This is a genomic window from Actinoplanes sp. NPDC048967, assembly GCF_040649415.1.
Classification (GTDB): Bacteria; Actinomycetota; Actinomycetes; order Mycobacteriales; family Micromonosporaceae; genus Actinoplanes.
On the sequence record NZ_JBEZFL010000001.1, the window covers coordinates 1,068,761 to 1,091,133 of the forward strand.

19 protein-coding genes are annotated in these 22,373 nt (G+C 72.8%); 8 read left to right on the forward strand and 11 right to left on the reverse strand.

Annotation, left to right across the window (positions count from 1 at the left end):
- Positions 1 to 127 precede the first annotated feature (127 nt).
- Positions 128 to 1,243 (forward strand): glycerophosphodiester phosphodiesterase, encoded by a 1,116-nt coding sequence (locus AB0C12_RS05010; RefSeq protein ID WP_360544258.1) that lies wholly within the window; start codon positions 128 to 130, stop codon positions 1,241 to 1,243.
- Between the two features lie 99 nt (positions 1,244 to 1,342).
- On the opposite strand, the gene AB0C12_RS05015 is transcribed toward AB0C12_RS05010, so the two are convergent.
- From AB0C12_RS05015 to AB0C12_RS05025, 3 genes are all read right to left on the reverse strand, one after another.
- Positions 1,343 to 3,559 (reverse strand): LuxR C-terminal-related transcriptional regulator, encoded by a 2,217-nt coding sequence (locus AB0C12_RS05015; RefSeq protein WP_360544259.1) that lies wholly within the window; start codon positions 3,557 to 3,559, stop codon positions 1,343 to 1,345.
- A gap of 92 nt (positions 3,560 to 3,651) precedes the next feature.
- Positions 3,652 to 5,145 (reverse strand): glycerol kinase GlpK, encoded by a 1,494-nt coding sequence (gene glpK / locus AB0C12_RS05020; RefSeq protein WP_360544261.1) that lies wholly within the window; start codon positions 5,143 to 5,145, stop codon positions 3,652 to 3,654.
- A 15-nt stretch (positions 5,146 to 5,160) separates the two neighbouring features.
- A complete protein-coding gene (locus AB0C12_RS05025) occupies positions 5,161 to 5,916 on the reverse strand; it encodes an IclR family transcriptional regulator (protein ID WP_360544263.1) in 756 nt (251 codons plus the stop codon).
- Between the two features lie 127 nt (positions 5,917 to 6,043).
- On the opposite strand from AB0C12_RS05025, the gene AB0C12_RS05030 reads away from it, so the two are divergent.
- From AB0C12_RS05030 to AB0C12_RS05045, 4 genes are all read left to right on the forward strand, one after another.
- Positions 6,044 to 6,883 (forward strand): MIP/aquaporin family protein, encoded by an 840-nt coding sequence (locus tag AB0C12_RS05030; protein ID WP_360544265.1) that lies wholly within the window; start codon positions 6,044 to 6,046, stop codon positions 6,881 to 6,883.
- On the forward strand, positions 6,876 to 8,393 hold the full coding sequence (gene glpK, locus AB0C12_RS05035) for a glycerol kinase GlpK (protein ID WP_360544267.1): 1,518 nt from the start codon (positions 6,876 to 6,878) through the stop codon (positions 8,391 to 8,393). The genes AB0C12_RS05030 and glpK (AB0C12_RS05035) overlap by 8 nt, the downstream gene beginning before the upstream one ends.
- On the forward strand, positions 8,386 to 10,092 hold the full coding sequence (locus AB0C12_RS05040) for a glycerol-3-phosphate dehydrogenase/oxidase (RefSeq protein WP_360544944.1): 1,707 nt from the start codon (positions 8,386 to 8,388) through the stop codon (positions 10,090 to 10,092). The genes glpK (AB0C12_RS05035) and AB0C12_RS05040 overlap by 8 nt, the downstream gene beginning before the upstream one ends.
- A gap of 169 nt (positions 10,093 to 10,261) precedes the next feature.
- Entirely contained in the window at positions 10,262 to 10,618 is a 357-nt protein-coding gene (locus AB0C12_RS05045) for a hypothetical protein (protein WP_360544269.1), read from the forward strand.
- Positions 10,619 to 10,734: 116 nt separating this feature from the next.
- On the opposite strand, the gene AB0C12_RS05050 is transcribed toward AB0C12_RS05045, so the two are convergent.
- On the reverse strand, positions 10,735 to 11,829 hold the full coding sequence (locus tag AB0C12_RS05050) for a saccharopine dehydrogenase NADP-binding domain-containing protein (protein ID WP_360544271.1): 1,095 nt from the start codon (positions 11,827 to 11,829) through the stop codon (positions 10,735 to 10,737).
- 99 nt (positions 11,830 to 11,928) lie between these two features.
- On the opposite strand from AB0C12_RS05050, the gene AB0C12_RS05055 reads away from it, so the two are divergent.
- Positions 11,929 to 12,594: a helix-turn-helix domain-containing protein gene (locus tag AB0C12_RS05055; RefSeq protein ID WP_360544274.1), complete on the forward strand. Its 666-nt coding sequence runs from the start codon at positions 11,929 to 11,931 to the stop codon at positions 12,592 to 12,594.
- Here the strand turns inward: AB0C12_RS05055 and AB0C12_RS05060 are convergent.
- Positions 12,572 to 13,882, reverse strand: a complete 1,311-nt coding sequence (locus AB0C12_RS05060; protein ID WP_360544276.1) for a hypothetical protein — start codon at positions 13,880 to 13,882, stop codon at positions 12,572 to 12,574. The genes AB0C12_RS05055 and AB0C12_RS05060 overlap by 23 nt on opposite strands.
- Positions 13,883 to 14,054: 172 nt before the next feature.
- On the opposite strand from AB0C12_RS05060, the gene AB0C12_RS05065 reads away from it, so the two are divergent.
- A complete protein-coding gene (locus tag AB0C12_RS05065) occupies positions 14,055 to 14,585 on the forward strand; it encodes an RNA polymerase sigma factor (RefSeq protein ID WP_360544278.1) in 531 nt (176 codons plus the stop codon).
- Positions 14,586 to 14,636: 51 nt separating this feature from the next.
- On the opposite strand, the gene AB0C12_RS05070 is transcribed toward AB0C12_RS05065, so the two are convergent.
- Both AB0C12_RS05070 and AB0C12_RS05075 read right to left on the reverse strand, forming a co-directional pair.
- A complete protein-coding gene (locus AB0C12_RS05070; protein WP_360544280.1) occupies positions 14,637 to 15,755 on the reverse strand; it encodes a hypothetical protein in 1,119 nt (372 codons plus the stop codon).
- Between the two features lie 137 nt (positions 15,756 to 15,892).
- Positions 15,893 to 17,086, reverse strand: a complete 1,194-nt coding sequence (locus AB0C12_RS05075) for a hypothetical protein (protein WP_360544282.1) — start codon at positions 17,084 to 17,086, stop codon at positions 15,893 to 15,895.
- Between the two features lie 120 nt (positions 17,087 to 17,206).
- Between AB0C12_RS05075 and AB0C12_RS05080 the strand changes: the two genes are divergently transcribed.
- The gene (locus tag AB0C12_RS05080; protein WP_360544284.1) at positions 17,207 to 18,982 is read left to right on the forward strand and encodes an NAD(P)/FAD-dependent oxidoreductase; all 1,776 of its coding nucleotides are present in this window, start codon (positions 17,207 to 17,209) and stop codon (positions 18,980 to 18,982) included.
- A gap of 45 nt (positions 18,983 to 19,027) precedes the next feature.
- Here AB0C12_RS05080 and AB0C12_RS05085 read toward each other — a convergent pair whose 3' ends face one another.
- The 4 genes from AB0C12_RS05085 to AB0C12_RS05100 form a co-directional block, all read right to left on the reverse strand.
- Positions 19,028 to 19,351, reverse strand: coding sequence for a DUF3349 domain-containing protein (locus AB0C12_RS05085; protein WP_360544286.1), 324 nt, complete (start codon positions 19,349 to 19,351; stop codon positions 19,028 to 19,030).
- Positions 19,352 to 19,359: 8 nt separating this feature from the next.
- Complete coding sequence (locus AB0C12_RS05090) at positions 19,360 to 19,671, reverse strand: hypothetical protein (protein WP_360544288.1); 312 nt, start codon at positions 19,669 to 19,671, stop codon at positions 19,360 to 19,362.
- A gap of 13 nt (positions 19,672 to 19,684) precedes the next feature.
- Positions 19,685 to 20,911 carry an inorganic phosphate transporter gene (locus AB0C12_RS05095; RefSeq protein WP_360544290.1) on the reverse strand — a complete coding sequence of 409 codons (1,227 nt, stop codon included), beginning with the start codon at positions 20,909 to 20,911 and terminating at the stop codon, positions 19,685 to 19,687.
- 156 nt (positions 20,912 to 21,067) lie between these two features.
- A complete protein-coding gene (locus AB0C12_RS05100; RefSeq protein ID WP_360544292.1) occupies positions 21,068 to 22,369 on the reverse strand; it encodes an aspartate aminotransferase family protein in 1,302 nt (433 codons plus the stop codon).
- Positions 22,370 to 22,373: the final 4 nt, after the last annotated feature.

Sequence of the window (22,373 nt, forward strand, 5' to 3'; positions counted from 1 at the left end):
CACGGTTGGTTTCTCACGAGGCGTTCGCCCCTTCGCCACGGCGACGTCGCCTCCCTGTCGCAGTGATCGCCTGAACTCGCTGCGGGGAGGCCCGGCGACGGTCGCCGGCGGATCCCGTGGAGGAACCGTGGCAGATCGCCGACAGGTGCTGCGCTTCGGCGCGCTGGCCGCCGGCGTACCGGCCGTGCTCGGGGCGGCGGCCACGCCCGCCCTGGCCACCGTGGAGCTCGGCGGGCACGGCGGCCGGGGCCCGCTGGTCGTCGGCCACCGGGGTGCGTCGGGTTACCGGCCGGAGCACACGCTGGCCTCGTACGAGCTGGCCGCCCGGACGGGTGCCGACTTCATCGAGCCCGACCTGGTCATCACCAAGGACCGCGTGCTGGTGGCCCGGCACGAGCCGGAGATCGGCGGCACCACCGACGTCGCGTCGCGGCCGGAGTTCGCCGCCCGCAAGCGCACAGTGCTGCTGGACGGGGTGCCGGTGACCGGCTGGTTCACCCACGACTTCACCCTGGCCGAGCTCAAGACGCTGCGGGCCGTCGAGCGCATCCCCCAGCTGCGCCAGCACAACACGTTGTACAACGGGTTGTTCGAGGTGCCGACCTTCCAGGAGGTGCTGGACCTGCGCGAGCGGCTCTCCCGGGAGCTGGACCGCGAGATCGGCGTCTTCCCGGAGACCAAGCACCCGACCTACTTCCGCGGCCTGGGCCTGGAGCTGGAGGCGCCGCTGGTACGCGCCCTGCGCCGCAACGGGCTGGACCGGGCCGACGCCAAGGTGTTCGTGCAGTCGTTCGAGGCGACTAACCTGGCCGCGCTGCGCACCCGGTACAAGCTGCGGGCGCCGCAGGTGTTCCTGACCGGTGCGTCCGGCCGGCCGTTCGGCGATCCGAAGACCTACGCGGAATACCTCACCCCGGCGGGCCTGCGCGGGCTGTCCCGCTACGTCGACGGCATCGGACCGGACAAGAACCAGGTGATCCCGCGCCGGGCCGACGACACCCTGGGTACGCCGACCAGCCTCGTCACCGACGCCCACGCGACCGGGCTCAAGGTCATTCCGTACACGTTCCGGGCGGAGAACCAGTTCCTGCCGGCCGACTACCGGACCGGCGCCGACCCGGCGGCCTACGGCCGGGCCATCGACGAGCAGGTGACGTTCCTGCGGACCGGCCTGGACGGCTTGTTCACCGACCAGCCCGACATCGGGGTGCTGGCCCGCGCGGCGGCCTTCGCCCGCGTCTGAGCCCGCCCGGGTCCGATCCCGCCCGCGGCCCGGCCGCGGTGGGGCGGCCTGGCCGCGGTGGGGCGGGACGAGTCCCGGTGGGGCCGGGCGGGGGCGAGGTCAGCCGGCCAGGCGGCGGACCAGCTCGGTGCGGGAGCGCACCCCCAGCCGGGCGAAGACGTTCCGCAGGTGGTGGTCGATCGTGCGGGGACTGAGGAAGAGCTGCTGGGCGATCTCCCGGTTGGTGGCCCCGTCGGCCACCAGCCGGGCGATCCGCTCCTGCTGGGCGGTCAGCTCCCGGGTCCCGGCCGGATCCGGCGGTACGGGCGCCCCGGCCGCCCGCAGCTCCACATCGGCCTGCGCGGCCCACGGCCCGGCCTCCAGCAGCCGGAACGTCTCGACCGCGCTGAGCAGGTGCTCGCGCGCCGCCCCCGGTCGCCGGCGGCGCCGCAGGTCCCGGCCGAACAGCAGCTCGGTGTGCGCCCGGGCGAAGTCGGCGTCGCCGCGGTCGTGCTGACGCAGCGCCTCGCGGAAGTGCTCCTCGGCGGCCTGGGGGTCCGCCGAGCGCAACGCCCGGCACCGCGACCGCAGAGCCAGCCAGGCCGGTTGCCCGGTCCCGGCGGTCCACCGGTCGAACGGCTCGAACGCCCGGTCCAGCGCCGCCGTACGCGCGTCGGAGCCGGGCGCGCGGGTGGGCGGGTCGCACCGCCACACCGCCTCGACCAGGTGCGGGGTGGCCGCCACCTGCACGATCAGGTTGCCCCGGGCGGACGCCGCGACGACCAGGGCGCCCAGCCGTTCGACCGTCCGGCGGGGCCGGCCCTCGACCAGGTCCAGCAGCGCCAGCGCCCACTGGCACAGTGCCCGCGCCTCGCCGGGGCCCTGCACGGTGTCCCCCGCGCCGGCCTCGCGGACCCGCAGCACACAGCTCTCCCGGTCGCCGACCAGCGCGGCGAGGACCGCGAGGACGCCGAGCTGGCTGCGCACCAGGGCAGGCTGGCCGGTGGCCCGGGCCAGGACGGCACCTTCGGTGGCGGCGGTGGTGGCGGCCTCGTAGTGCCCCTCGGCGAGCCCGGCGTACGCGGTGATCTCCAGGGCCTGCGGCACCAGGGTGACCTCGCCGCGGTCGCGGGCCAGGGCGATCGCCCGGCCGGCCAGCGCGCGGGCGCGGGAGTCGTCGCCGACCAGGATCCCGGCTCCGGCGGCGCGGATCAGGGCCGCGGGCTCGTCGACGCGGGCCGCGAGCCGGAGCACGTCGCGCAGGCGGGCGAACGCGGTGTCGTGCTCGCCCGCGTACATGTCGGCCAGGCCGGCAACCTGCTGGTAGGCCAGCGCCACCGGGGCCGGTTCGTCGCCGCGGCGCCGGGCCAGGGCCCGCCGGGCGACCACGCGGTAGCGACCGTGCTCGCCGGCCAGGTGCACCGCTTCCCCGGCGAGCAGCAGGGCTTCGAGTGCGGCCGGGACGTCGTCCGGCACCAGGTACGCGGCGGCGTCGAGCAGCATGTCGCGGGCGGTGGCCGGATCGCCCTCGCGGAGTTCCATCTCGCCGGTCAGGCCGCCGGCCCGGGCCCGCGCCTCCGGTCGCCGGCTGACCCGGCGCAGCAGCAGCCCGGCCTGGTGCCGTTCCCCCGCCAGCCACGCCTGCCGGGCGGCGGCGACCATCGAGCCGGCGGCCGCGTCCGGGTCCGCGGTCAGTTCGGCGGCATACCGGTACGCGGCCGACGCCGTCCGCGGTGGACCGTCGGCTGCGGCGGCGAGCAGGTCGCGGGACAGGTCCTCGTCGGCTCCCACAGCTGCGGCGGCGCGGTGCACGAGCCCGCGCAGCCGTTCGCCCCGCCCGCCCAGCACCTCGGCGAGCAGGCTGTGGGCCGCGCGCCGGGCGGCCAGTGGAGCGTCGTAGTAGACGACTGCGCGCAGCACCGCGGGCGTGAACTGCACGGCGCCGGAGGTGACCGAGACCAGGCCGGCCTGTTCGGCGACCGCCAGGGCCTCCGCGGCGCCGGCAGCCAGCAGTTCGCCGGGAGCCAGGTCCGGGTCCGAGGCGGCGAGCAGCAGCGCTTGGCGGGTGCGCGCCGGCAGCACAGCGAGGGCGGCCCGGCACCGGCGGCCGAGCAGGCCGGCGGCGGGCAGGGTGCACGGTGGTGGCCGGGTGCCGCGTACCTGCTCGGGGGTGAGGGTCCCGGCGACCTCGTGCAGCACGGCCGGGTCGCCTCCGGCCAGGGTGAGCACCGCGGCGGCGACCTCGGCGGGCAGGCCCGGGACCAGGTCGGCGAGCAGGGTCCGGAGCGCCACGTCGTCACGCGCGGCGTCCCGGCCGTACCGGAAGGCTTCTTGCACTATTGGTGCAATTACCATGGGACCCAGTGTCGGCCGGTCCTCCCGGGCGGGCAAGACCGCTGATTTCATCGATGTGTCAAAAGTGTTGCCGATCAGGCCGGCTTGATCCAGTCGAAGGTGCGCTCGACGGCCCGCCGCCAGTTGTCGTACTCGCGGTCGCGGACGGCCGGGTCCATCGCCGGCATCCACTGGGCCGCGCGGTGCCAGTTGCGCCGCAGGTCCTCCAGGTCCGGCCAGTGCCCGACGGCCAGGCCGGCCGCGTACGCCGCCCCCAGCGACACCGTCTCACTGGCCAGCGGGCGGACCACCGGCACGTCCAGGACGTCCGCGATGAACTGCATGAGCAGATTGTCGGCCGTCATCCCACCGTCCACCTTGAGCGTGGTCATGGCCAGGCCGGAGTCGGCGTTCATCGCGTCGACCACCTCGCGGGTCTGCCAGGCGGTCGCCTCCAGTACCGCCCGGGCCAGGTGACCCTTGGTGATGTACGAGGTCAGGCCCACGATCACCCCGCGCGCCTCGCTGCGCCAGTGCGGGGCGTACAGGCCGGAGAAGGCCGGGACGATGTAACAACCGCCGTTGTCGTCGACCGTGCGGGCCAGCGTCTCGATCTCGGGCGCGGTGGCGATCAGTTCGAGCTGGTCCCGGAACCACTGCACCAGCGATCCGGTGATCGCGATCGAGCCTTCCAGGGCGTACTGGGCGGGTTCGCCGGCGAGCTGGTACGCGACCGTGCTGAGCAGCCCGTGCGTCGAGCGGACGAGTTCCGTACCGGTGTTGAGCAGCAGGAAGCTGCCGGTGCCGTACGTGCACTTGGCCTCACCGGGGGTGAAGCAGGTCTGCCCGAACAGCGCCGCCTGCTGATCGCCCAGCGCCGCACCGATCCGCACCCCGGGGAACGCCGCGGTGGCCGTGCCGAACACCCCGACCGACGGGCGCACCTCGGGCAGCATGGCCCGCGGCACGCCGAAGAACTCGCACGCCTGCTCGGACCATTGCCGCGTGCGCACGTCGAGCAGCATGGTCCGGCTGGCGTTGGTCACGTCGGTGACGTGCAGCCCGCCGGTCAGGTTCCAGATCAGCCAGGTCTCCATCGTGCCGAACAGCACGTCCCCGCGTTCGGCGCGTTCCCGCAGGCCGGGGGTGTGGTTCAGGATCCAGTTGAGCCGCGGGCCGGAGAAGTAGGTCGCCAGCGGCAGCCCGCTGCGGTGCTGCACCTCGTCCGCCCCGGGCTCGCCCAACAGGGTGTTGACCAGGGTGTCGGTCCGGGTGTCCTGCCAGACGACGGCCCGCCCGATCGGCACCCCGGTGCGCCGGTCCCAGAGCACCGTGGTCTCCCGCTGGTTGGCGATGCCGACCGCCGCGACCTGGTCGGTGCTGATCCCGGCCCGGCTCAGCGCGAGCGGGGCCAGCCGTTCCACGTTGCGCCAGATCTCCGCCGCGTCGTGCTCGACCCAGCCGGGCCGCGGGAAGTACTGCTTGTGCTCCTGCTGGGCCAGGGAGACGAGCTGGCCGCGCCGGTCGAAGACGATGCACCGCGTCGACGTGGTGCCCTGGTCGATCGCGATGACGTAGCGCTCGGTCATGGTCTCTCCCTGCAATCAGTGCCGGGCGGCTCCGAGGTCCCGGGAGACCGCGCGGGCGGCGTCCCGGACGTAACCGACCAGTCGCGGGTGCGGCCGGTACCTGGTGTCGCAGATCCGTTCGACGAGCCCCGAGATGCCGATCGCGCCGACCACCAGGCCGCCGTACCCCCGGATCGGCGCGGCGATCGCCGCCTGCCCGAGGGTCAGCTCCTCGATCTCGGCCGCCCAGCCGGCCGCGCGCACCTCGTCGAGGGCGAGGGCCAGCTCGCGCGGGGCCACCACCGTGCGCCGGGTGAACTGCTCCAGCTCCCCCGGCGCCCCGGCCGACCGGTACGCGAGCAGCACCTTGCCCAGGGCGGTGGCGTGCAGCGGCAGCAGCGTGCCGATGTCCAGGGTCTGGAACGTGTCGTCGGGCCGGAACACGTGGTGCACGACCAGCACCTGCCCCTCCAGGACCGTGCCGATCCGGACGGCCTCTCCGCTGCGCGCGGCCAGCGGGTCGGCCCAGTTGATCGAGCGGGAACGCAGCTCGTTGATGTCGAGATAGCTGGTGCCCAGGTGCAGCAGGGCCGCGCCGAGCTGGTAGTGCCCGGACGCTTTGTCCTGCTCGACGAAGCCGACGACCTGCAGCGTGCGCAGGATGCCGTGGGTGGTGCCCTTGGCCAGATCGAGGGACCGGGCGATCTCCCCGAGGCCGAGGCGGCCCGTGCCGCCGGCGAGCATCCGCAGGATCGCGGCTGCTCGTTCGATGGACTGCACCGTCCCCGGCATGTTTCGGATGCTATGCCAATCCGTTACCGCGTGGTCACGTCCGACGTTCGACAATGCCGAACGGCGTTCATTGCCCGCCCCCGATGCCCCTCCCTAGCGTTTGAGCACATCAGACCCTGGAGGGCACATGGCAGAACGTCTGAAGATCCCGGGACTACTCGGCGAATGCGCCGCCGAGTTCGCCGGGACCATGATCCTCATCCTCTTCGGCGTCGGCGTCGTCGCTCAGGTGGCGGGCGGCGGCATCGGCGACCACGACAGCATCGCCTGGGCATGGGGGCTGGGCGTCATGCTCGGCGTCTACGTCGCGGGCCGGATCAGCGGCGCGCACCTCAACCCCGCCGTCACCATCGCGCTCGCGGTCTTCAAGGGCTTCGAGTGGCGCAAGGTGGCCCCGTACTCGCTCGCGCAGTTCCTCGGCGCCTTCGTCGCCGCCCTGCTGGTGCGGTGGAACTACACCGAGGTCCTGCACGCGGCCGACCCCGGACTGACCGTCAAGACCCAGGGCGTCTTCTCCACCCTGCCGGGCAACGGGACATTACCGGTCAGCGAGTGGGGTGCGCTGCGCGACCAGGTGATCGGCACCGCCATCCTGCTGTTCCTCATCCTGGCCATCACCGACGCGGCCGGTACCCCACCGGCGGCCAACCTGGCGCCGTTCGTCATCGGCCTGCTCATCGTGGCCATCGGCATGGCCTGGGGCACCAACGCCGGCTACGCGATCAACCCCGCGCGTGACTTCGGACCGCGACTCGCCAGCTTCTTCACCGGCTACGGTGGCGCGTTCCGCGACCAGACGGGTTATCTGTACTTCTGGATCCCGATCGTCGGGCCCATCGTGGGCGGGATCCTCGGCGCCGGGCTCTACCAGGGCCTGGTCGGCCGGTTCCTGCCGTCCGCGGCCCCCCAGGAGCCGGGCGAGCTCCCGACCCCCGAACCCGAGCGTGTGGAGGCAAACCGTGGCTGATTTCGTCGGTGCCGTCGATCAGGGCACCACCAGCACCCGCTTCATGATCTTCGATCACGGCGGCAACGAGGTCGGCCGCCACCAGCTCGAGCACGAGCAGATCCTGCCGCAGGCCGGCTGGGTCGAGCACAACCCCATCGAGATCTGGGACCGGACCGTCTCGGTCATCCGGACCGCCATGCAGAAGGCCAACCTCCAGGCGAGCGACCTGGCCGCGCTGGGCATCACCAACCAGCGCGAGACCACCGTGGTGTGGGACCGGCGCACCGGACGGCCCTACTACAACGCGATCGTCTGGCAGGACACCCGCACCGACCGGATCGCCTCGGCGCTGGACCGTGACGGGCGCGGCGACGTGATCCGCCGCAAGGCCGGGCTGCCGCCGGCGACGTACTTCTCCGGCGGCAAGATCCAGTGGATCCTGGAGAACGTCGACGGGGTCCGGGAGGCGGCCGAGCGCGGCGACGCCGTCTTCGGCAACACCGACAGCTGGCTGCTGTGGCACCTCACCGGCGGGGTCGACGGTGGCAATCACATCACCGACGTGACCAACGCCAGCCGGACCATGCTGATGAACCTGGAGACCCTGGACTGGGACGACGAGCTGCTCGGGTTCTTCAACATCCCGCGGAGCATGCTGCCCGAGATCCGGCCGTCGTCCGACCCGAACACCTACGGCATGGCCCACGCGCCGGGCCCGCTGGGCGGCGACGTCCCGCTCACCGGCGACCTGGGCGACCAGCAGGCGGCCATGTTCGGCCAGGTCTGCTTCGCCCCCGGCGAGGCCAAGAACACCTACGGTACGGGCAACTTCATGCTGCTCAACACCGGTACGGAACTGGTCCGCTCGGACAACGGACTGCTCACCACGGTCTGCTACAAGTTCGGCGACTCGGCCCCGGTCTACGCCCTGGAGGGCTCGATCGCGGTGACCGGCTCGGCCGTGCAGTGGCTGCGCGACCAGTTGCACATCATCAACTCGGCGGCCGAGAGCGAGACCCTGGCGTCGTCGGTGCCGGACAACGGTGGCGTGTCCTTCGTGCCGGCGTTCTCCGGGCTGTTCGCGCCGTACTGGCGCTCGGACGCGCGCGGTGCGATCGTCGGGCTGTCCCGGTTCAACACCGACGCGCACATCGCCCGGGCCACCCTGGAGTCGATCTGCTACCAGAGCCGGGACGTGGTCGAGGCGATGGCCCAGGACTCCGGCGTGACGCTGGACGTGCTGAAGGTGGACGGCGGCATCACGGTCAACAACCTGTGCATGCAGATCCAGGCCGACGTGCTGGGCGTGCCGGTGAGCCGGCCGGTGGTCGCCGAGACCACCGCACTGGGTGCCGCGTACGCCGCCGGGCTGGCCGTCGGCTTCTGGAAGAACACCGACGAGCTGCGCGAGAACTGGAACGAGTCGCAGCGCTGGCAGCCGGCCTGGTCCGACGAACAGCGGGAAAAGGGATACGGCCAGTGGAAGAAGGCCGTCCAGCGCACTCTCGATTGGGTTGACGTTGACTGACACGACTCTCTCTCCGGCCGGCCGGGAAGCGGCACTGACCGCCCTGGCCGGCGACGAGGTCGACGTGCTCGTCGTGGGTGGCGGGGTGGTGGGCGCCGGCAGCGCCCTCGACGCCGCCACCCGCGGTCTTTCCGTCGGCCTGCTCGAGGCGCGCGACTTCGCCTCGGGCACGTCCAGCCGGTCCAGCAAGCTCATCCACGGCGGTCTGCGCTACCTGGAGATGCTGGACTTCGGGCTGGTCCGTGAGGCGCTGCGGGAACGCGGCCTCATCCTCACCCGGCTGGCGCCGCACCTGGCCCGGCCGGTGCCCTTCCTCTATCCGTTGCAGCACCGCGGCTGGGAGCGCCTGTACGCGGGCGCCGGCGTGCTGCTCTACGACACGATGGCCGCGGCGGCACCGGGCCTCCCCCGGCACCGGCACCTGTCGCGGCGTGGTGCGCTGCGGGCCTGCCCGGCGTTGCGCCGCGACGCGCTGGTCGGCGCGTTGCAGTACTACGACGCGCAGATCGACGACGCCCGGCACACCATGTTCCTGGCCCGGACGGCCGCCGCGTACGGCGCGCACGTCGCGTCGCGTACGGAGGTGGTCGGCTTCCTGCGCGAGGGTGAGCGGGTCACCGGCGTACGGGTGCACGACCTGGAGCACGACCGCACCTTCGAGGTCCGCGCCCAGCAGGTGATCAACGCGACCGGGGTGTGGACCGACGACACCCAGGCACTGGTCGGCGAGCGCGGCCAGTTCCACGTCCGCGCCTCCAAGGGCATCCACCTGGTGGTGCCCCGCGACCGGATCCAGTCGACCACCGGGCTGATCAGCCGTACGCCGACCAGCGTGCTGTTCATCATCCCGTGGGGCCGGCACTGGATCATCGGCACCACCGACACCGACTGGGCGCTGGACAAGGCCCACCCGGCGGCGTCGAGCACGGACATCGACTACCTGCTCGACCTGGTCAACAAGGTGCTCGCCACCCCGCTGACCCGCACCGACGTGCAGGGCGTCTACGCCGGACTGCGCCCGCTGCTGTCCGGCGAGTCGGAGTCGACCTCGAAGCTGTCCCGCGAGCACACCGTGGCCAGCCCGACGCCGGGACTGGTCGTGGTGGCCGGCGGCAAGTACACGACGTACCGGGTGATGGGCCGCGACGCGGTCGACGCCGCGGTGCACGGGCTGGGCCGCTCGGTGCCGCGGTCCTGCACGGAACGGGTGCCGCTGCTGGGGGCGGAGGGCTACACCGCCCTGTGGAACCGCCGCCGGCTGCTGGCCGAGGAGTCCGGGCTGCACGTGGCCCGCATCGAGCACCTGCTGGGCCGCTACGGCTCGCTGGTGCACGAGATCCTGGAGCTGATCGCCGGCGACAAGGACCTGGCCCGGCCGGTCGAGGGCGCGGAGGACCACCTGCGCGCCGAGCTCACGTACGCGGCCAGCCACGAGGGGGCCCGGCATCTGGAGGACGTGCTCACCCGGCGTACCCGGATCTCGATCGAGACCTTCGACCGCGGTCTGGCCGCGGCGCCGGTGGCGGCGGAGCTGATGGGTGCGGTGCTCGGCTGGTCCGAGGAGCAGCAGCACCGGGAGGTCGAGCACTACCGGCTCCGGGTGGAGGCCGAACGGGCCTCGCAGGAACAGCCCGACGACGAGACCGCGGACGCCGCCCGGCTGGGCGCCCCGGACGTCGTGCCGCTGCAGGTGCAGTGACGGATGGTTGATTGACGGAAATGAATGGCCGGTCCTACAGTGCGCGACAGGGGCGCGTCCGCAGGACCGGTCGTTCCCCCGTCGACCGCCGGCTGCTCGGGGCCGGCCTGGTCGCACTGCTGCTCGTCGGCGGCCGCGCTGCTGCGGCCCGAAGCGGCCGGCGCGGCTGGTGGTCAAGGGCGACCGGCTGGCGACCACGTCCACGACCGCTTCGTCCGACGACGTGCGGGTGCAGTCGTACGCGGCGAGCACGCCGGACACCCAGGCCCCGCTCGTTCCGGGCCGGCCGTCCGTGACCGTCACCCCGACCACCGCGACCCTCACCTGGCCGCCGACCGTCGACAACGTCGGCGTGACCGAGTACGTGGTCTACCAGGGTGAGCAGTTCTACCAGCAGTATCGGTGCGGACGGTCACCGGCACCGGCCCGGTCACGCTCGATCTCGACCCGGCCGTCGCCTCGATCCACTTCTCGGTCGCGGCCCGGGACGCGGCCGGCAACCTGTCACCACCGTCGTCCCGGGTGACGATCCCGCGGCCGCCGAGTTTCCCGAGGACCGGCGAGGACACCGTTCCGCCGACCGCGCCGGGCAACCCCGTGCGCGCTGGTGCCGTACGGTCCGGTGGTGACGCCCACGCCCGGTCAGCTCGCGCCCGAACCGGCCGGTAGGTAGTCGCCGCCGCAGGCCTCGGCCAGCTCGGCGCCGAAGAGAGCGGCCGGGGTGTAGGCGCCCGGCCGCCCGTCGCCGGCCAGCAGCCGGCGGGCGATCTCCGCCGGCACCGCGCCGGTGTACGCCTGAGCCTCGCCGAGCCGCAGCCAGCCCTCCCGGGTCTCACCGTCCGCCCAGGTGACGACCGCGTGCCCCCAGGAGTGCTCGCGCGGGCGGTCCGCCGCCTTGATCCGCACCCCGGCGAGCCGGCGCTTGGCGAACTCGCGCAGCGGCGTCCACGTCAGCAGCGCGAGGGCGGCCGGCAGCACTGCCCGGAGCAGCGGCGTGGAGGGCGCCTCGCTGGAAGCGGAGACCACGAAGCGGGCGCCGCTCGCCCGCTGGGCCGCGAGCAGCTCGCCGAGCGGCATGCTCGCCGTGGTCACCTCGGTGCCGTCCGGCAGGGTGAGGGGCCGCGCCTCGCCGCCGATCCGGGCCGGGGCCAGCCGGCCGTCCGCGATCTGCCGGCCCTGGAAGCGGCCTCCGCCGGGGACGCCGGGCAGGCCGTCCAGGATGGTGCCGGCCAGGGCCGCCCCGACGACGCCGGCCTCGATCGCCAGCGAGGGCACCATGTCGACCCGGATCCGCAGCGGGGTGGGACGGTCCGCGCACAGCTTCACGACGACGCTCTCGGTGGCGGTCACGCCGAATCCGGCCCCGGTGACCAGGGTCCGCCCGGCGCCGGTCGCCTCGTCGTGCCGGCCGAGCGTGGCGGAGACCGCGGCGACGTCGTTGGCCAGGTCGACGTAGTGGCTGCCGGGCAAACAGGCGTCGATGATCGGCCCGGCCGTCGTGGTGAACGGCCCGAGCGTGCTGATGACCACGGCCGGGCGCTGCCGCCTGATCTCGGCGGCGGTGGCGTCGACCGAGTCCGCCACCACCGTCCGGCCGCCGGTCGGCCGCGCGGCGGCGGCCAGCCGGCCGGCGTCCCGCCCGACCAGGACCGCGGGCACCCCGCGCCGGGCCAGCTCAGCCGCGACGGCGCGACCGCTGCGACCGGCGCCGCCGAGAATCCAGACCTCTGCATCCATGACGTTGTCCCTACTCTTCACCGGCGCCTACTGATGACACGCGATGTCGTCAACGTACACGGCCATGACATCGCGTGTCATCAGGGTAGGATCGGCCCGGTGAGCAGATGGCGTCCGGACGCGCGGGAACGGCTCGAGCGGGCCGCTCTCGAGCTCTTCGCCGAGCAGGGCTTCGCCGCCACGACCGTCCCGCAGATCACCGCCCGGGCCGGGCTCACCACCCGCACCTTCTTCCGGCACTACGCCGACAAGCGCGAGGTTCTCTTCGCCGGCGAGCACGAGCTGCCCGAGCTGGCCCGCCGGATGATCGCCGAGGCGCCCCCGGCGGCCGACCCCCTCGGGCTGATCGTCGGCGCACTGCGGACCGTGGCGGACACCTGGTTCGAGGGTCGGCGGGACGAGGTGCGCCGGCGACGCGAGATCGTGCGCTCCGACCCGGGCCTGGGCGAGCGGGAGCTGCGCAAGCGTGCGGGCATCTGCGAGGCGATCAGCGCGGGCTTTCGCGAGCGTGGGGTCCCGGCGATGACCGCGGCGCTGCTCGCCGAGACCGGCGTGACCCTGCTGCACGTGTCCATCCAGCAGTGGCTCGACCAGGACGGCGACCGGCCCCTGGGGCACTTCGCCGAGGAGGCGCTGGCCGCGTTGCGGGCGGTGCTGCACGTCCCGGACCCGGCAGTGACCGCGACGGGAATGTCCGCCGCGGCCACGCTCACCGGTGGATCCACTGTCCGATCAGGACGGCCTAGAGAACGGCCGCGCGCCTGACTGCCACCACGCTCAGCCGCCGGGCCACTGCCTCGTGCCCGTCGCCGGTCTCCCAGCCGGTGTCGGCCACGACCACGACGGCGCGACCGGTCCGGGCCACCACCACATAGGTGTCCTTGTCCGTCCCGGCGTAGTCGATGTGTTCCCGGCGCCGCAGCAGCAGCGACTCGTCGCCGGCCACGCCGGTGCCGACGACGGACCATCCGTGCCCACAGGTCGCCACAGCCCTGCGCAGCTGCGTCAGATACCGGTGGGCACCGTCGGACGCGTACGTCGCCACGTCGTTCACGATCACCGACGGTCGGTTGTCCACCCCGATCATCGCCTGCACGGTCCGGTGCTCCCGGCGCAGCCCGGCCGAGGAGTACGGACCACACGGCTGCGGCGGCTGCAACGCGGCCCAGTAGTCGTCGGTGACCGTCGTGGTGTCCGCCCCGTTCAGATCCGCCGGCTGGAGCATCGCGGCGGCGGGCACGGCGTGGTTCGGCGCGGAGGCGATGCGGTAGGTGAGCATCGTCGGGCGCTGGTGGCGCGCGGCCGGCCCGATCAGCGCGACACAACCGGCAGCACCCGGGTCACCGTTGCGGAACAGCTTCTCGTAGTTGCCCTGAGCGTCGGTGACCACGTTGTTCGCCGCACCACCGTCGAAGTCACAGTTGCTGTCGTACGCGGTGGCCAGCGCCTTCGACCGCAGCGGCCGCCCGGTGTCGGTGTAGGAGGCGCGCCCGTGGATCCGGAACCCGCCCCCGTCCAGCAGCGAGTAACGCAACGTCACCGCGGGCCGGTGGGTGCCCCGTACCCGCAGCTTCGGGGACGCGGCCCCGGACAGCGCCGTGGTGACCGTGTTGCCGGCCGTGTCCGACGCCCCGGCCGAGACGATCCGCACGGTGCCGTTCCAGGTGGACGGCACGTTGACGGTCGCGCTCCAGGTGCCGTCGGTCGCCGTTCCGGAGGTGCGGGTCAGCACCGGGCGCAGCTTCGACTGGAAACCCGGGACCGGCCCGATGGTCAGCTGCGGGGACGGGTTCATGTCGTGCGGGTTGTCCAGCACACCGGACGGGTCGGTGAGCCGCAGGGACACCCGTACGGGGACCACGGCGAGGCCCCGGACCGCGACAGCCGTACGGGAGAACCGGACGTCACGTATCTGCGGCGGTGACTTGTCCGCCGAGACCAGGGCCGGGCGGTAGGCCGTGGCGCCGGCCCAGGCGGGCGGCGTCGCGGTGACGACCAGGGCCCCGGACAACACCACGGCCAGGGCGAGGGATTTCGGTGCGGGTACGTACATGTCGAGCTCCGCTTCATCGGTGGACGGTCAGCAAGTTGGTCCACCGGTCCGCCCGGCCTGGTTCGCTACTGTCGCCTACCTGACTGTCGCCGTACGGCTACGGAACGTGGCACGAGTGGAGGACATCGGGCCGTGCACCCCGGATGCATACTGAGCGCGGAGAGGACGCGCTATGCACGCTCCCGATGTCGAAGACCTGGCCCGCATCGCCTCCGCCGGCGATCTGGCCGCCCTCAATGTGCTCCTGGTGACGGTCCGCCCCGAGGTCCTGCGGGTGTGCGCCCGGCTGCTGCCCAACCGCGAGGACGCCGAGGAGGCGTGCCAGGACACGCTGCTGGCCGTCGCCCGGGGCCTGCCCCGCTTCGAGGGCCGCAGCGCCTTCCGGACGTGGATGTACCGGCTGGCCACCAACCGGGCCCGCTCGGCGTACCGCAGAAGCCGCCCGGCCGCGGCGGGCGACAGCACCGACGTGCTGGCCGACGTGGCCGATCCGCGCCGGACCAGCATGGTCGCGACGACCCGGCTGGACCTGCTGGACGCCCTGGCCCGGCTGCGGCCGGAACTGGCCGAGTCGGTGGCGCTGCGCGACGTGCTGGACCTGAGCTACGCCGAGATCGCGGCGCTGCACCAGGTGCCGGAGGGCACCGTCAAGTCCCGGATCCACCAGGCCCGGCGGGAGTTGCGCAAGCTGCTGACAGCCTGATGGGGCCACCGCGAGCGGTGACCCCATCATCGGCAGTGCTGTGCCGTCTGGTTACTCGTTCAGCGAGCAGGTGCCGAACTTCTCGAGACCCTCGGGCTTCGGCGCGTTGCGGCCGATCGCCGTCTCGATCCGGTTGAGGGTCGCGACCCGCTTGTCGGCCAGCGGGCCGAGGATCGCGTTCTGGATGAACGCCGGGCCGCCCTGGCCGACGCTCGACGCGATCCGCGCGTTCGCCTCGGCGATCTGGGTGTCGAGCAGCTCCAGGTTGCGGGTGACCTCGGCCGCCGCCTGCGCCGGGATGGCCGGCAGGCCGGTCACGTCGGGGCAGTTGACGGTCGGCACGGAGCCCGCGTTGTTGCCACCGGCGTTGTTGCCGGCCGGGACGGTCGCCGGCTCGGGAGCCGCGTTGCCGCCCCCGTTCTGGTTGAGCGAACACGTCGCCAGGGCGTTCACGTTCAGCACCGGCTTCGCGGCGTTACGGCCGATCGCCGTGGCCATCCGGTTGATGGTCGCGGCGCGCTTGTCCTTCAGCGGCCCGAGAATCGCGTTCTGGATGAAGTTCTTGCCACCCTCACCCTGGCTCGTGATCAGGCGCTTGTTGGCCTCGGCGATCTGCGTGTTCAGCAGGGCCAGATTGCGCTGGATCTCCGCCTGGGCCTGCGCCGGCACGGCACCCAGTTCACCGGCGACCGCCGGACAGTTCACGGTCGGGGCGCCGCCAGCATTGTTGCCGTTGCCGTTGCCGGCACCGTTGCCATTGCCATTGCCATTGCCATTGCCCGCGGGCACTTCGGTGGGCTCGGTCGCGGCCGCACCGCCACCGTTCGCGTTCAGCGAGCACGTGGCGAGCGTCTGCACGTCGAGCTGCGGCTTGGCCGCGTTGCGGCCGATCGCGGTGGCCATCCGGTTGATGGTCGCGACCCGCTTGTCCTTCAGAGGCCCGAGAATCGCGTTCTGGATGAAGTTCTTGCCACCCTCACCCTGGCTCGTGATCAGGCGCTTGTTGGCCTCGGCGATCTGCGTGTTCAGCAGGGCCAGATTGCGCTGGATCTCCGCCTGGGCCTGCGCCGGCACGGCACCGAGAGAACCGGCGACGGCCGGGCAGTTGACCGTGGGGGCGGTGGATTCGTCGGCGGATGCCACACCCAGGCCGACGCCGACGAGTGCCACGGCGACTGCGCCTACACCGGCGATCTGCCAGCGCCGGGCGGGAGTACGGGAGCGATTCATTCTGTCGCCTGAGCCTTCCTGTCGTAGGACCTCGGTCCTCAATACGGAAGCGCTCCCAGAATGGATCAAAACAATTTTCAGACCTCCGGCAGCGGGCCGGCCGCACCCACGACCTCCCAGCTGACGCCCGGCGCCAGCCGGTACGGACCGGTCGCCACCAGGGCACCGATGGCCTTGCGGAGCCGGGAGACCTCGGCCCGTACGGTCACCACGTGGGCGTCGTCGCCGTAGAGCGCGCGACTGAGGCGGCCGGCGCTCAACCCCTGCGGCCCGGCGGCGTGCAGCAGGGTCAGGATCTCGGCGTGCCGGCGGGTCAGGGGCGCGCGCCACAGCGAGTCCTCCCCCGCCACCGACAGCACCGGCGCGCCCGTGCGGTCCAACGAGGCCCGGATGCCGGCCGCCGGACCGGCCGGGCGCACGATCCAGCCCTCGGCGAGCCGCTCCGGCAGGCACAGTCCGAGACCCGGCACGGCCAGGGCGGTGTCCGCCCGGGGCACGGCGATCCGGTCGCGGACGGCCACGCCCGCGTGGTGCGCGACCCAGCCGTGGTCGTCGACGACCAGGAGCGGGCCCGTGGCGGTGCTGACGACGTGCTCGGCCGAGCGGCGCAGGCGGTCCAGCCGGGCCGCGTGGTGGCGCCACAGCCGCGACTCGGCCAGCCGTACGCCGGTCTCGACCAGCGCCGCGATCGCCGGATGCAGGGTGAGCGCCGGACCGCTGACGTCGACGATGCCCAGCAGCTCCCCGGTACGCGGGTCGTGGATCGGGTGGGCGCTGCAGTACCAGGCGTGCTGGGCCTGCTCGAAGTGCTCGGCGGAGAACAGCTGCACCGGCGCCGCCTCGACCAGCGCGGTGCCGATGGCGTTGGTGCCCACTGTGGACTCGGTCCAGGTCGCGCCCTCACCGAACCCGAGCGTGTCGGCCCGGCGCAGCACGGCCGGTCCGCCGACCCGCCACAGGATCACCCCGTCGGCGTCGGTCACCACCAGCAGGGCGACGTGCTGGATCACCTGGGCCAGCTCGCCGACGATCAGGTGCAGCGGGGACTCGCGGCGGCGGCGTTCGACCTCCTCGCGGGGATGCGGGTCGCGGGCGTTGGCGCCGTCCGGGTCGAGCCCGGTGCGCAGGACCCGCGACCAGGAACGGGCGACCACGGCCCGGGGCCGGGCGGGCGCGCTGCGGCCACCGAGCACCGCGTCGTGCACCCGGACCAGCTCACGGGCGTGCCGGGACAGGTCCGTGCCGGGCCGGACCGCGCTCAGCTCACCCACGCCCGGCCTCCTTCCGACCCGGGGAGCGTAACCCGCTCTCTGTGACCGCCGCCACACCCGCCGTGTGCAACTCCTTGCAACCCTGGTGCGGCCCGGGGCTTCGGTCGTGTGCTGGCAGGCATGACAGAGACACGAGAGCGGGTCCAGGCGTGGCTCACGGCGTTCGAGGCCGCGCTGCACGACCGGGACGTCCCGCGGGCCGCCGCCCTGTTCGGCGCCGACAGCTTCTGGCGCGACCTGGTCGCGTTCTCCTGGAACATCACCACGGTGGAGGGTCCGGACGGCGTGACCGACCTGCTCACCACCCGCCTCGCCGACGTGGACCCGGGCGGCTTCACGATCGACGGCGAACCGGCCGAGGCCGACGGGGTCACCGAGGCGTGGCTGCGCTTCGAGACCCGCGTCGGGCGCGGCACCGGTCACCTGCGGCTGCGCGACGGCCGGGCCTGGACGCTGCTGACCACGCTGCGCGAGCTCAAGGGCTTCGAGGAGGGCCGGCCGCAGGGGGTCGAGCACGAGCTGCGGCCCGGGCGCCGGTCCTGGCGCGAGGAGCGGGAGACCGAGGAGCAGACCCTGGGGTACGAGCAGCAGCCGTACGTGGTCGTCATCGGCGGCGGGCAGGGTGGCATCGCCCTGGGTGCCCGGCTGCGGCAGCTCGGCGTACCGGCGCTGGTGCTGGACCGGCACGAGCGCCCCGGCGACCAGTGGCGCGGCCGCTACAAGAGCCTCTGCCTGCACGACCCGGTCTGGTACGACCACCTGCCGTACCTGCCGTTCCCGAAGAACTGGCCGGTGTTCGCGCCCAAGGACAAGATCGCCGACTGGCTCGAGATGTACACCCGGGTCATGGAGGTGCCGTACTGGTCGAAGGCGGAGGTCCGCTCGGCCCGCTACGACGCCGCGGCGGGCCGGTGGCAGGTCACGGTGGATCGCGACGGCGAATCGGTGGTGCTGCGCCCGGCCCAGCTGGTGTTCGCCACCGGGATGTCCGGCAAGGCCAACTATCCGAGCCTGCCCGGCCAGGACGTGTTCCGCGGCGAGCAGCACCACTCCAGCCGGCATCCCGGCCCGGAGGCGTACCGGGGGCGCAAGGTGGTGGTGATCGGCTCGAACAACTCCGCCTTCGACATCTGCGGGGCGCTGTGGGAGCACGACGCCGACGTGACCATGGTCCAGCGTTCCTCGACGCACATCGTCAAGTCCGCGTCCCTGATGGAGATCGGGCTGGGCGCGCTCTACTCCGAGGAGGCCGTCGAGGCGGGGGTCAGCACCGAACGGGCCGACCTCATCTTCGCGTCGCTGCCGTACCGGATCATGCACGAGTTCCAGATCCCGCTGTACGAGCAGATGGCCGAGCGCGACCACGACTTCTACACCCGCCTGGAGAAGGCCGGCTTCCGGCACGACTGGGGCGACGACGGGTCCGGGCTGTTCATGAAGTACCTGCGCCGCGGCTCCGGCTACTACATCGACGTGGGCGCCGCCGAGCTCGTCGCCGACGGCCGGATCAAGCTGGCCCACGGCCAGGTCGACCACCTGACCGAGACGTCCGTGGTGCTGGCCGACGGCACCGAGCTCGAGGCGGACCTGGTGGTCTACGCCACCGGCTACGGCTCGATGAACGGCTGGGTCGCCGACCTGGTCGACCGCGAGACCGCGGACCGGGTCGGCAAGGTGTGGGGCCTGGGCTCGGGCACCACCAAGGACCCGGGGCCGTGGGAGGGCGAGCAGCGCAACATGTGGAAGCCGACCCGGCAGGAGAACCTCTGGTTCCACGGCGGCAACCTGCACCAGTCGCGGCACTACTCGCTCTACCTGGCCCTGCAGCTCAAAGCCCGCTACGAGGGCCTGCCGACACCGGTCTACCGGCTGGCCGAGGTGCACCACCCGGGCTGACCGGGCGCACCGGGCCCGGACGATCCGGGCCCGGCGTCCGCCGGGTCAGTCTCCCTCGGGCGGGTCGACCAGCGGCCAGCCTCCGGCGGCGAGCCGGGCCGAGACCCGGACCACGTCCTCGGCAGTGGCCTCCTGCAGCAGCGAAGAGCTGATCATCTGCTCGATGTCGGCGGTGCTGATCGGGTCGTCACCGGCCAGCACGGACTGGTCCGCGAGATCAACGGCGATCCGGCGGACCTCCTCCTCGGTCATCTTGCGGCGCAGCACCCCGAGCAGCGCCACGTAGTCCCCGCGCGGCACCCCGGTCGGGTAGCCGGCGCGCAGCCACTCGACGGCCCGGGTCATGAAGTTCGCGCGCAGGTCACCCATCGCGAGCGCTACTTGTCCACGATGGCCGGGAAGACGTGCGTGAAGCTCAGCGTCTTGCCGAAGCCGCCGGCCACGATGAACGCGATGCCCAGCAGCACGCCGAGCACCACGACACCGAAGAGGGCGTAGCCGACGACCGTGCCGGCCGGGCGGGTCGTCGCGCCGGTCACGCCGGAGTCGTCCACCTCGGCGGCCCGGCCGGCGCCGTACGCCAGGGAGCGGACCCCCAGGGCGAAGAGCATCGGCAGGCCGGCGCCGAGGAGCAGGCCGGCGAGCAGGACCTTCCAGGCGCCCTCGAGAGCGAATCCCAGGTTGTGCATCTCCGGACCCCCTTCAGCTCGCGGTGCCGGCCGGCACCGGCTCGGTCACCGCCGGGGCGCCGCCCCAGTCGTCGTTGACGTTGTGGTGGTCGACCCGCTCCCGGCGCGAGCGCAGATACATGAACCCGGCCAGCGCGACCAGGAGGACGAAGATGACGACCGAGCCGGCCAGGCCACCGCCGAGCAGGTGGCCCACCCACCACATCGCGGCGCCGACGATCGCGGCCGCGGGCAGGGTGATCAGCCAGGCTGCGACCAGGCGGCCGGCCACCCGCCAGCGCACCCGGGCACCGGGGCGCCCGACGCCCGAGCCGAGGATCGAGCCGGTCGCGACGTGCGTGGTGGACAGTGCGAAGCCGAGGTGGCTGGAGGCCAGGATGACGGTCGCCGACGCCGAGTCGGCCGCGAGGCCCTGCGGCGGGGCGATCTCGACCAGCCCCTTGCCCAGGGTCCGGATGATCCGCCAGCCGCCGAGGTAGGTGCCGAGCGCGATCGCCACGGCGCAGGCGGCCTTCACCCAGAACGGGATGGTCGCGGTGTCGGTCCAGTCGCCGGCGGCGATCAGGGCCAGGGTGATCACGCCCATCGTCTTCTGGGCGTCGTTCGTGCCGTGGGCGAGGGAGATCAGTGAGGCGCTGCCGACCTGACCCCAGCGGAAGCCGTTGTCGGTGAAGCGCTGGGCCACCCCGACGGTGACCCGGTAGACGAGCCAGGTGCCGGCGGCGGCGACCACACCGGCGATGACCGGCGAGATGAGCGCGGGCAGGATGACCTTGCCGACGACACCGTCCAGTTTGCTGCCGTCGCCCGTCCAGTTGACCCCGGCCCACCCCAGGCCCGCGACGCTGGCGCCGATGAGGCCGCCGAACAGCGCGTGCGAGGAGCTGGAGGGCAGGCCCAGCAGCCAGGTCAGCAGGTTCCAGACGATGCCGCCCACGAGGCCGGCCAGGACGATCAGCAGCAGTGCCGTCCCGCCGTCGGCCAGCAGCTCCGGCCGCGGGGCACCGGAGGAACTCTGGATCTTGACGACGGCGTTGGTGACCGTGAGGGCGACCTCCACGGACAGGAAGGCGCCGATGAGGTTGAGGACGCCGGAGAGCGCGACGGCGGTCTTGGGCCGCAGGGCCCCGGTGGCGATGGAGCCGGCCATCGCGTTGGCGGTGTCGTGGAACCCGTTCGTGAAATCGAACCCGAGGGCGGCGATGACCACCAGGGCGAGTATCACGGAAGTGTCTGTCACACGCAGATGGTGACGCCCCGGATCAAGCAGCAACAGAGGTAGTTCGGTAACACGTGGGAAATCTCATCCCGGGCACACCGCCGGTCGCCGCAGCGCCACCGGGCGATCACCCCTCGCCATCGTCTCGGGACGGCTGATCGCCCGGTGGCCGCCGGCTCAGAAAGCCTCGGCGTCGGCCGTGCGGATCGCGTCGACCAGGATGCCCAGACCTTCGCGGGCCTCGTCCTCGGTCAGCGTCAGCGGCGGTCCCATCCGCAGCACGTTGCCGTACAGTCCGCCCTTGCCGACCAGCAGGCCGCCCTTGCGGCACTCGTCGAAGACCCGCATGGTCGCGGCCGGGTCCGGCTCGGTGGTGCCCGGCCGGACGAACTCGATGCCGATCATCAGGCCACGGCCGCGGACCTCCCCCACGATCTTCGTCCCGCCGGCCGCGGCGCGCAGGCCGTCGAGCAGGATCGTGCCGGTGCGCTTCGCGTTGGCCTGCAGGTCGTGGTCGAGCACGTAGTCCAGCACGGCGTTGCCCGCGGCCGTGGAGATCGGGTTGCCGCCGAAGGTGGAGAAGCTGGTCGCCGGGACCGCGTTGACCAGCTCCGCGCGGCCCACGACGCCGGCCAGCGCGAAGCCGTTGCCGATGCCCTTGGCGAAGGTGATCAGGTCCGGTTGCACGTCGTGCGCCTGATAACCCCAGAAGTGCTCACCGGTACGGCCCCAGCCGGTCTGCACCTCGTCGGCGATCAGCAGGATGCCGTGGTTGTCGAGCTCCTTCTTCAGCGCGCCGAGCAGCCCGTCCGGGGCGTGCACGAAGCCGCCGACGCCCTGGATCGGCTCGGCGATCAGCGCCGCGACGTCGCCCGCGGTCGTGGTGGCCAGCACCTCGCGCAGGTCCTCGACCGCGGCGTCGATGTGCTCGCTGTCGGACAGGCCCTTCATCCGGCCGCGCAGGCGTTCGCCGGAGTGCAGCCAGGACACCGAGATCGGGCTCAGCGCGCTGGCCGACCAGCTGCGGTGCCCGGTGATCGCCATCGCCGCGAAGGACCGGCCGTGGTAGCTGTTGCGGATGGCCAGGATCTGGTTGGACCGGCGGAAGTTGGTGGTGAACATCAGCGCGGCCTCGTTGGCCTCGGTGCCGGAGTTGGTGAAGAAGACCCGCGCGTCCGCGATGCCGGAGACCCGGGCGATCTTCTCGGCCAGCTCGACCTGCTGCCGGATCAGGTACAGCGTCGAGCTGTGCACGATGCCGGTGGCCAGCTGGCGCTCCACGGCCTCGCGCACCTCGGCGATGTCGTAACCCAGCATGTTGGTCAGCACGCCGCCGAAGAAGTCCAGGTAGCTGCGGCCGTTCGCGTCGGTCACCCGGCGGCCGGAGCCGCGCACGAGCTCGATCGCGTCGTCGCCGTAGTAGGTCGTCACCCAGGAGGGCAGCACGGCCTGGTGCCGGGCGAGCAGGTCATCGGTCACGGGG

Bases quoted from the DNA above. Each gene is read 5' to 3' on its own strand.
- glpK (WP_360544261.1), bottom strand. From the start codon at position 5,145: ATGACCGAGCGCTACGTCATCGCGATCGACCAGGGCACCACGTCGACG.
- AB0C12_RS05025 (WP_360544263.1), bottom strand. From the start codon at position 5,916: ATGCCGGGGACGGTGCAGTCCATCGAACGAGCAGCCGCGATCCTGCGG.
- AB0C12_RS05030 (WP_360544265.1), top strand. From the start codon at position 6,044: ATGGCAGAACGTCTGAAGATCCCGGGACTACTCGGCGAATGCGCCGCC.
- AB0C12_RS05050 (WP_360544271.1), bottom strand. From the start codon at position 11,829: ATGGATGCAGAGGTCTGGATTCTCGGCGGCGCCGGTCGCAGCGGTCGC.
- AB0C12_RS05060 (WP_360544276.1), bottom strand. From the start codon at position 13,882: ATGTACGTACCCGCACCGAAATCCCTCGCCCTGGCCGTGGTGTTGTCC.
- AB0C12_RS05065 (WP_360544278.1), top strand. From the start codon at position 14,055: ATGCACGCTCCCGATGTCGAAGACCTGGCCCGCATCGCCTCCGCCGGC.
- AB0C12_RS05080 (WP_360544284.1), top strand. From the start codon at position 17,207: ATGACAGAGACACGAGAGCGGGTCCAGGCGTGGCTCACGGCGTTCGAG.
- AB0C12_RS05085 (WP_360544286.1), bottom strand. From the start codon at position 19,351: ATGGGTGACCTGCGCGCGAACTTCATGACCCGGGCCGTCGAGTGGCTG.
- AB0C12_RS05090 (WP_360544288.1), bottom strand. From the start codon at position 19,671: ATGCACAACCTGGGATTCGCTCTCGAGGGCGCCTGGAAGGTCCTGCTC.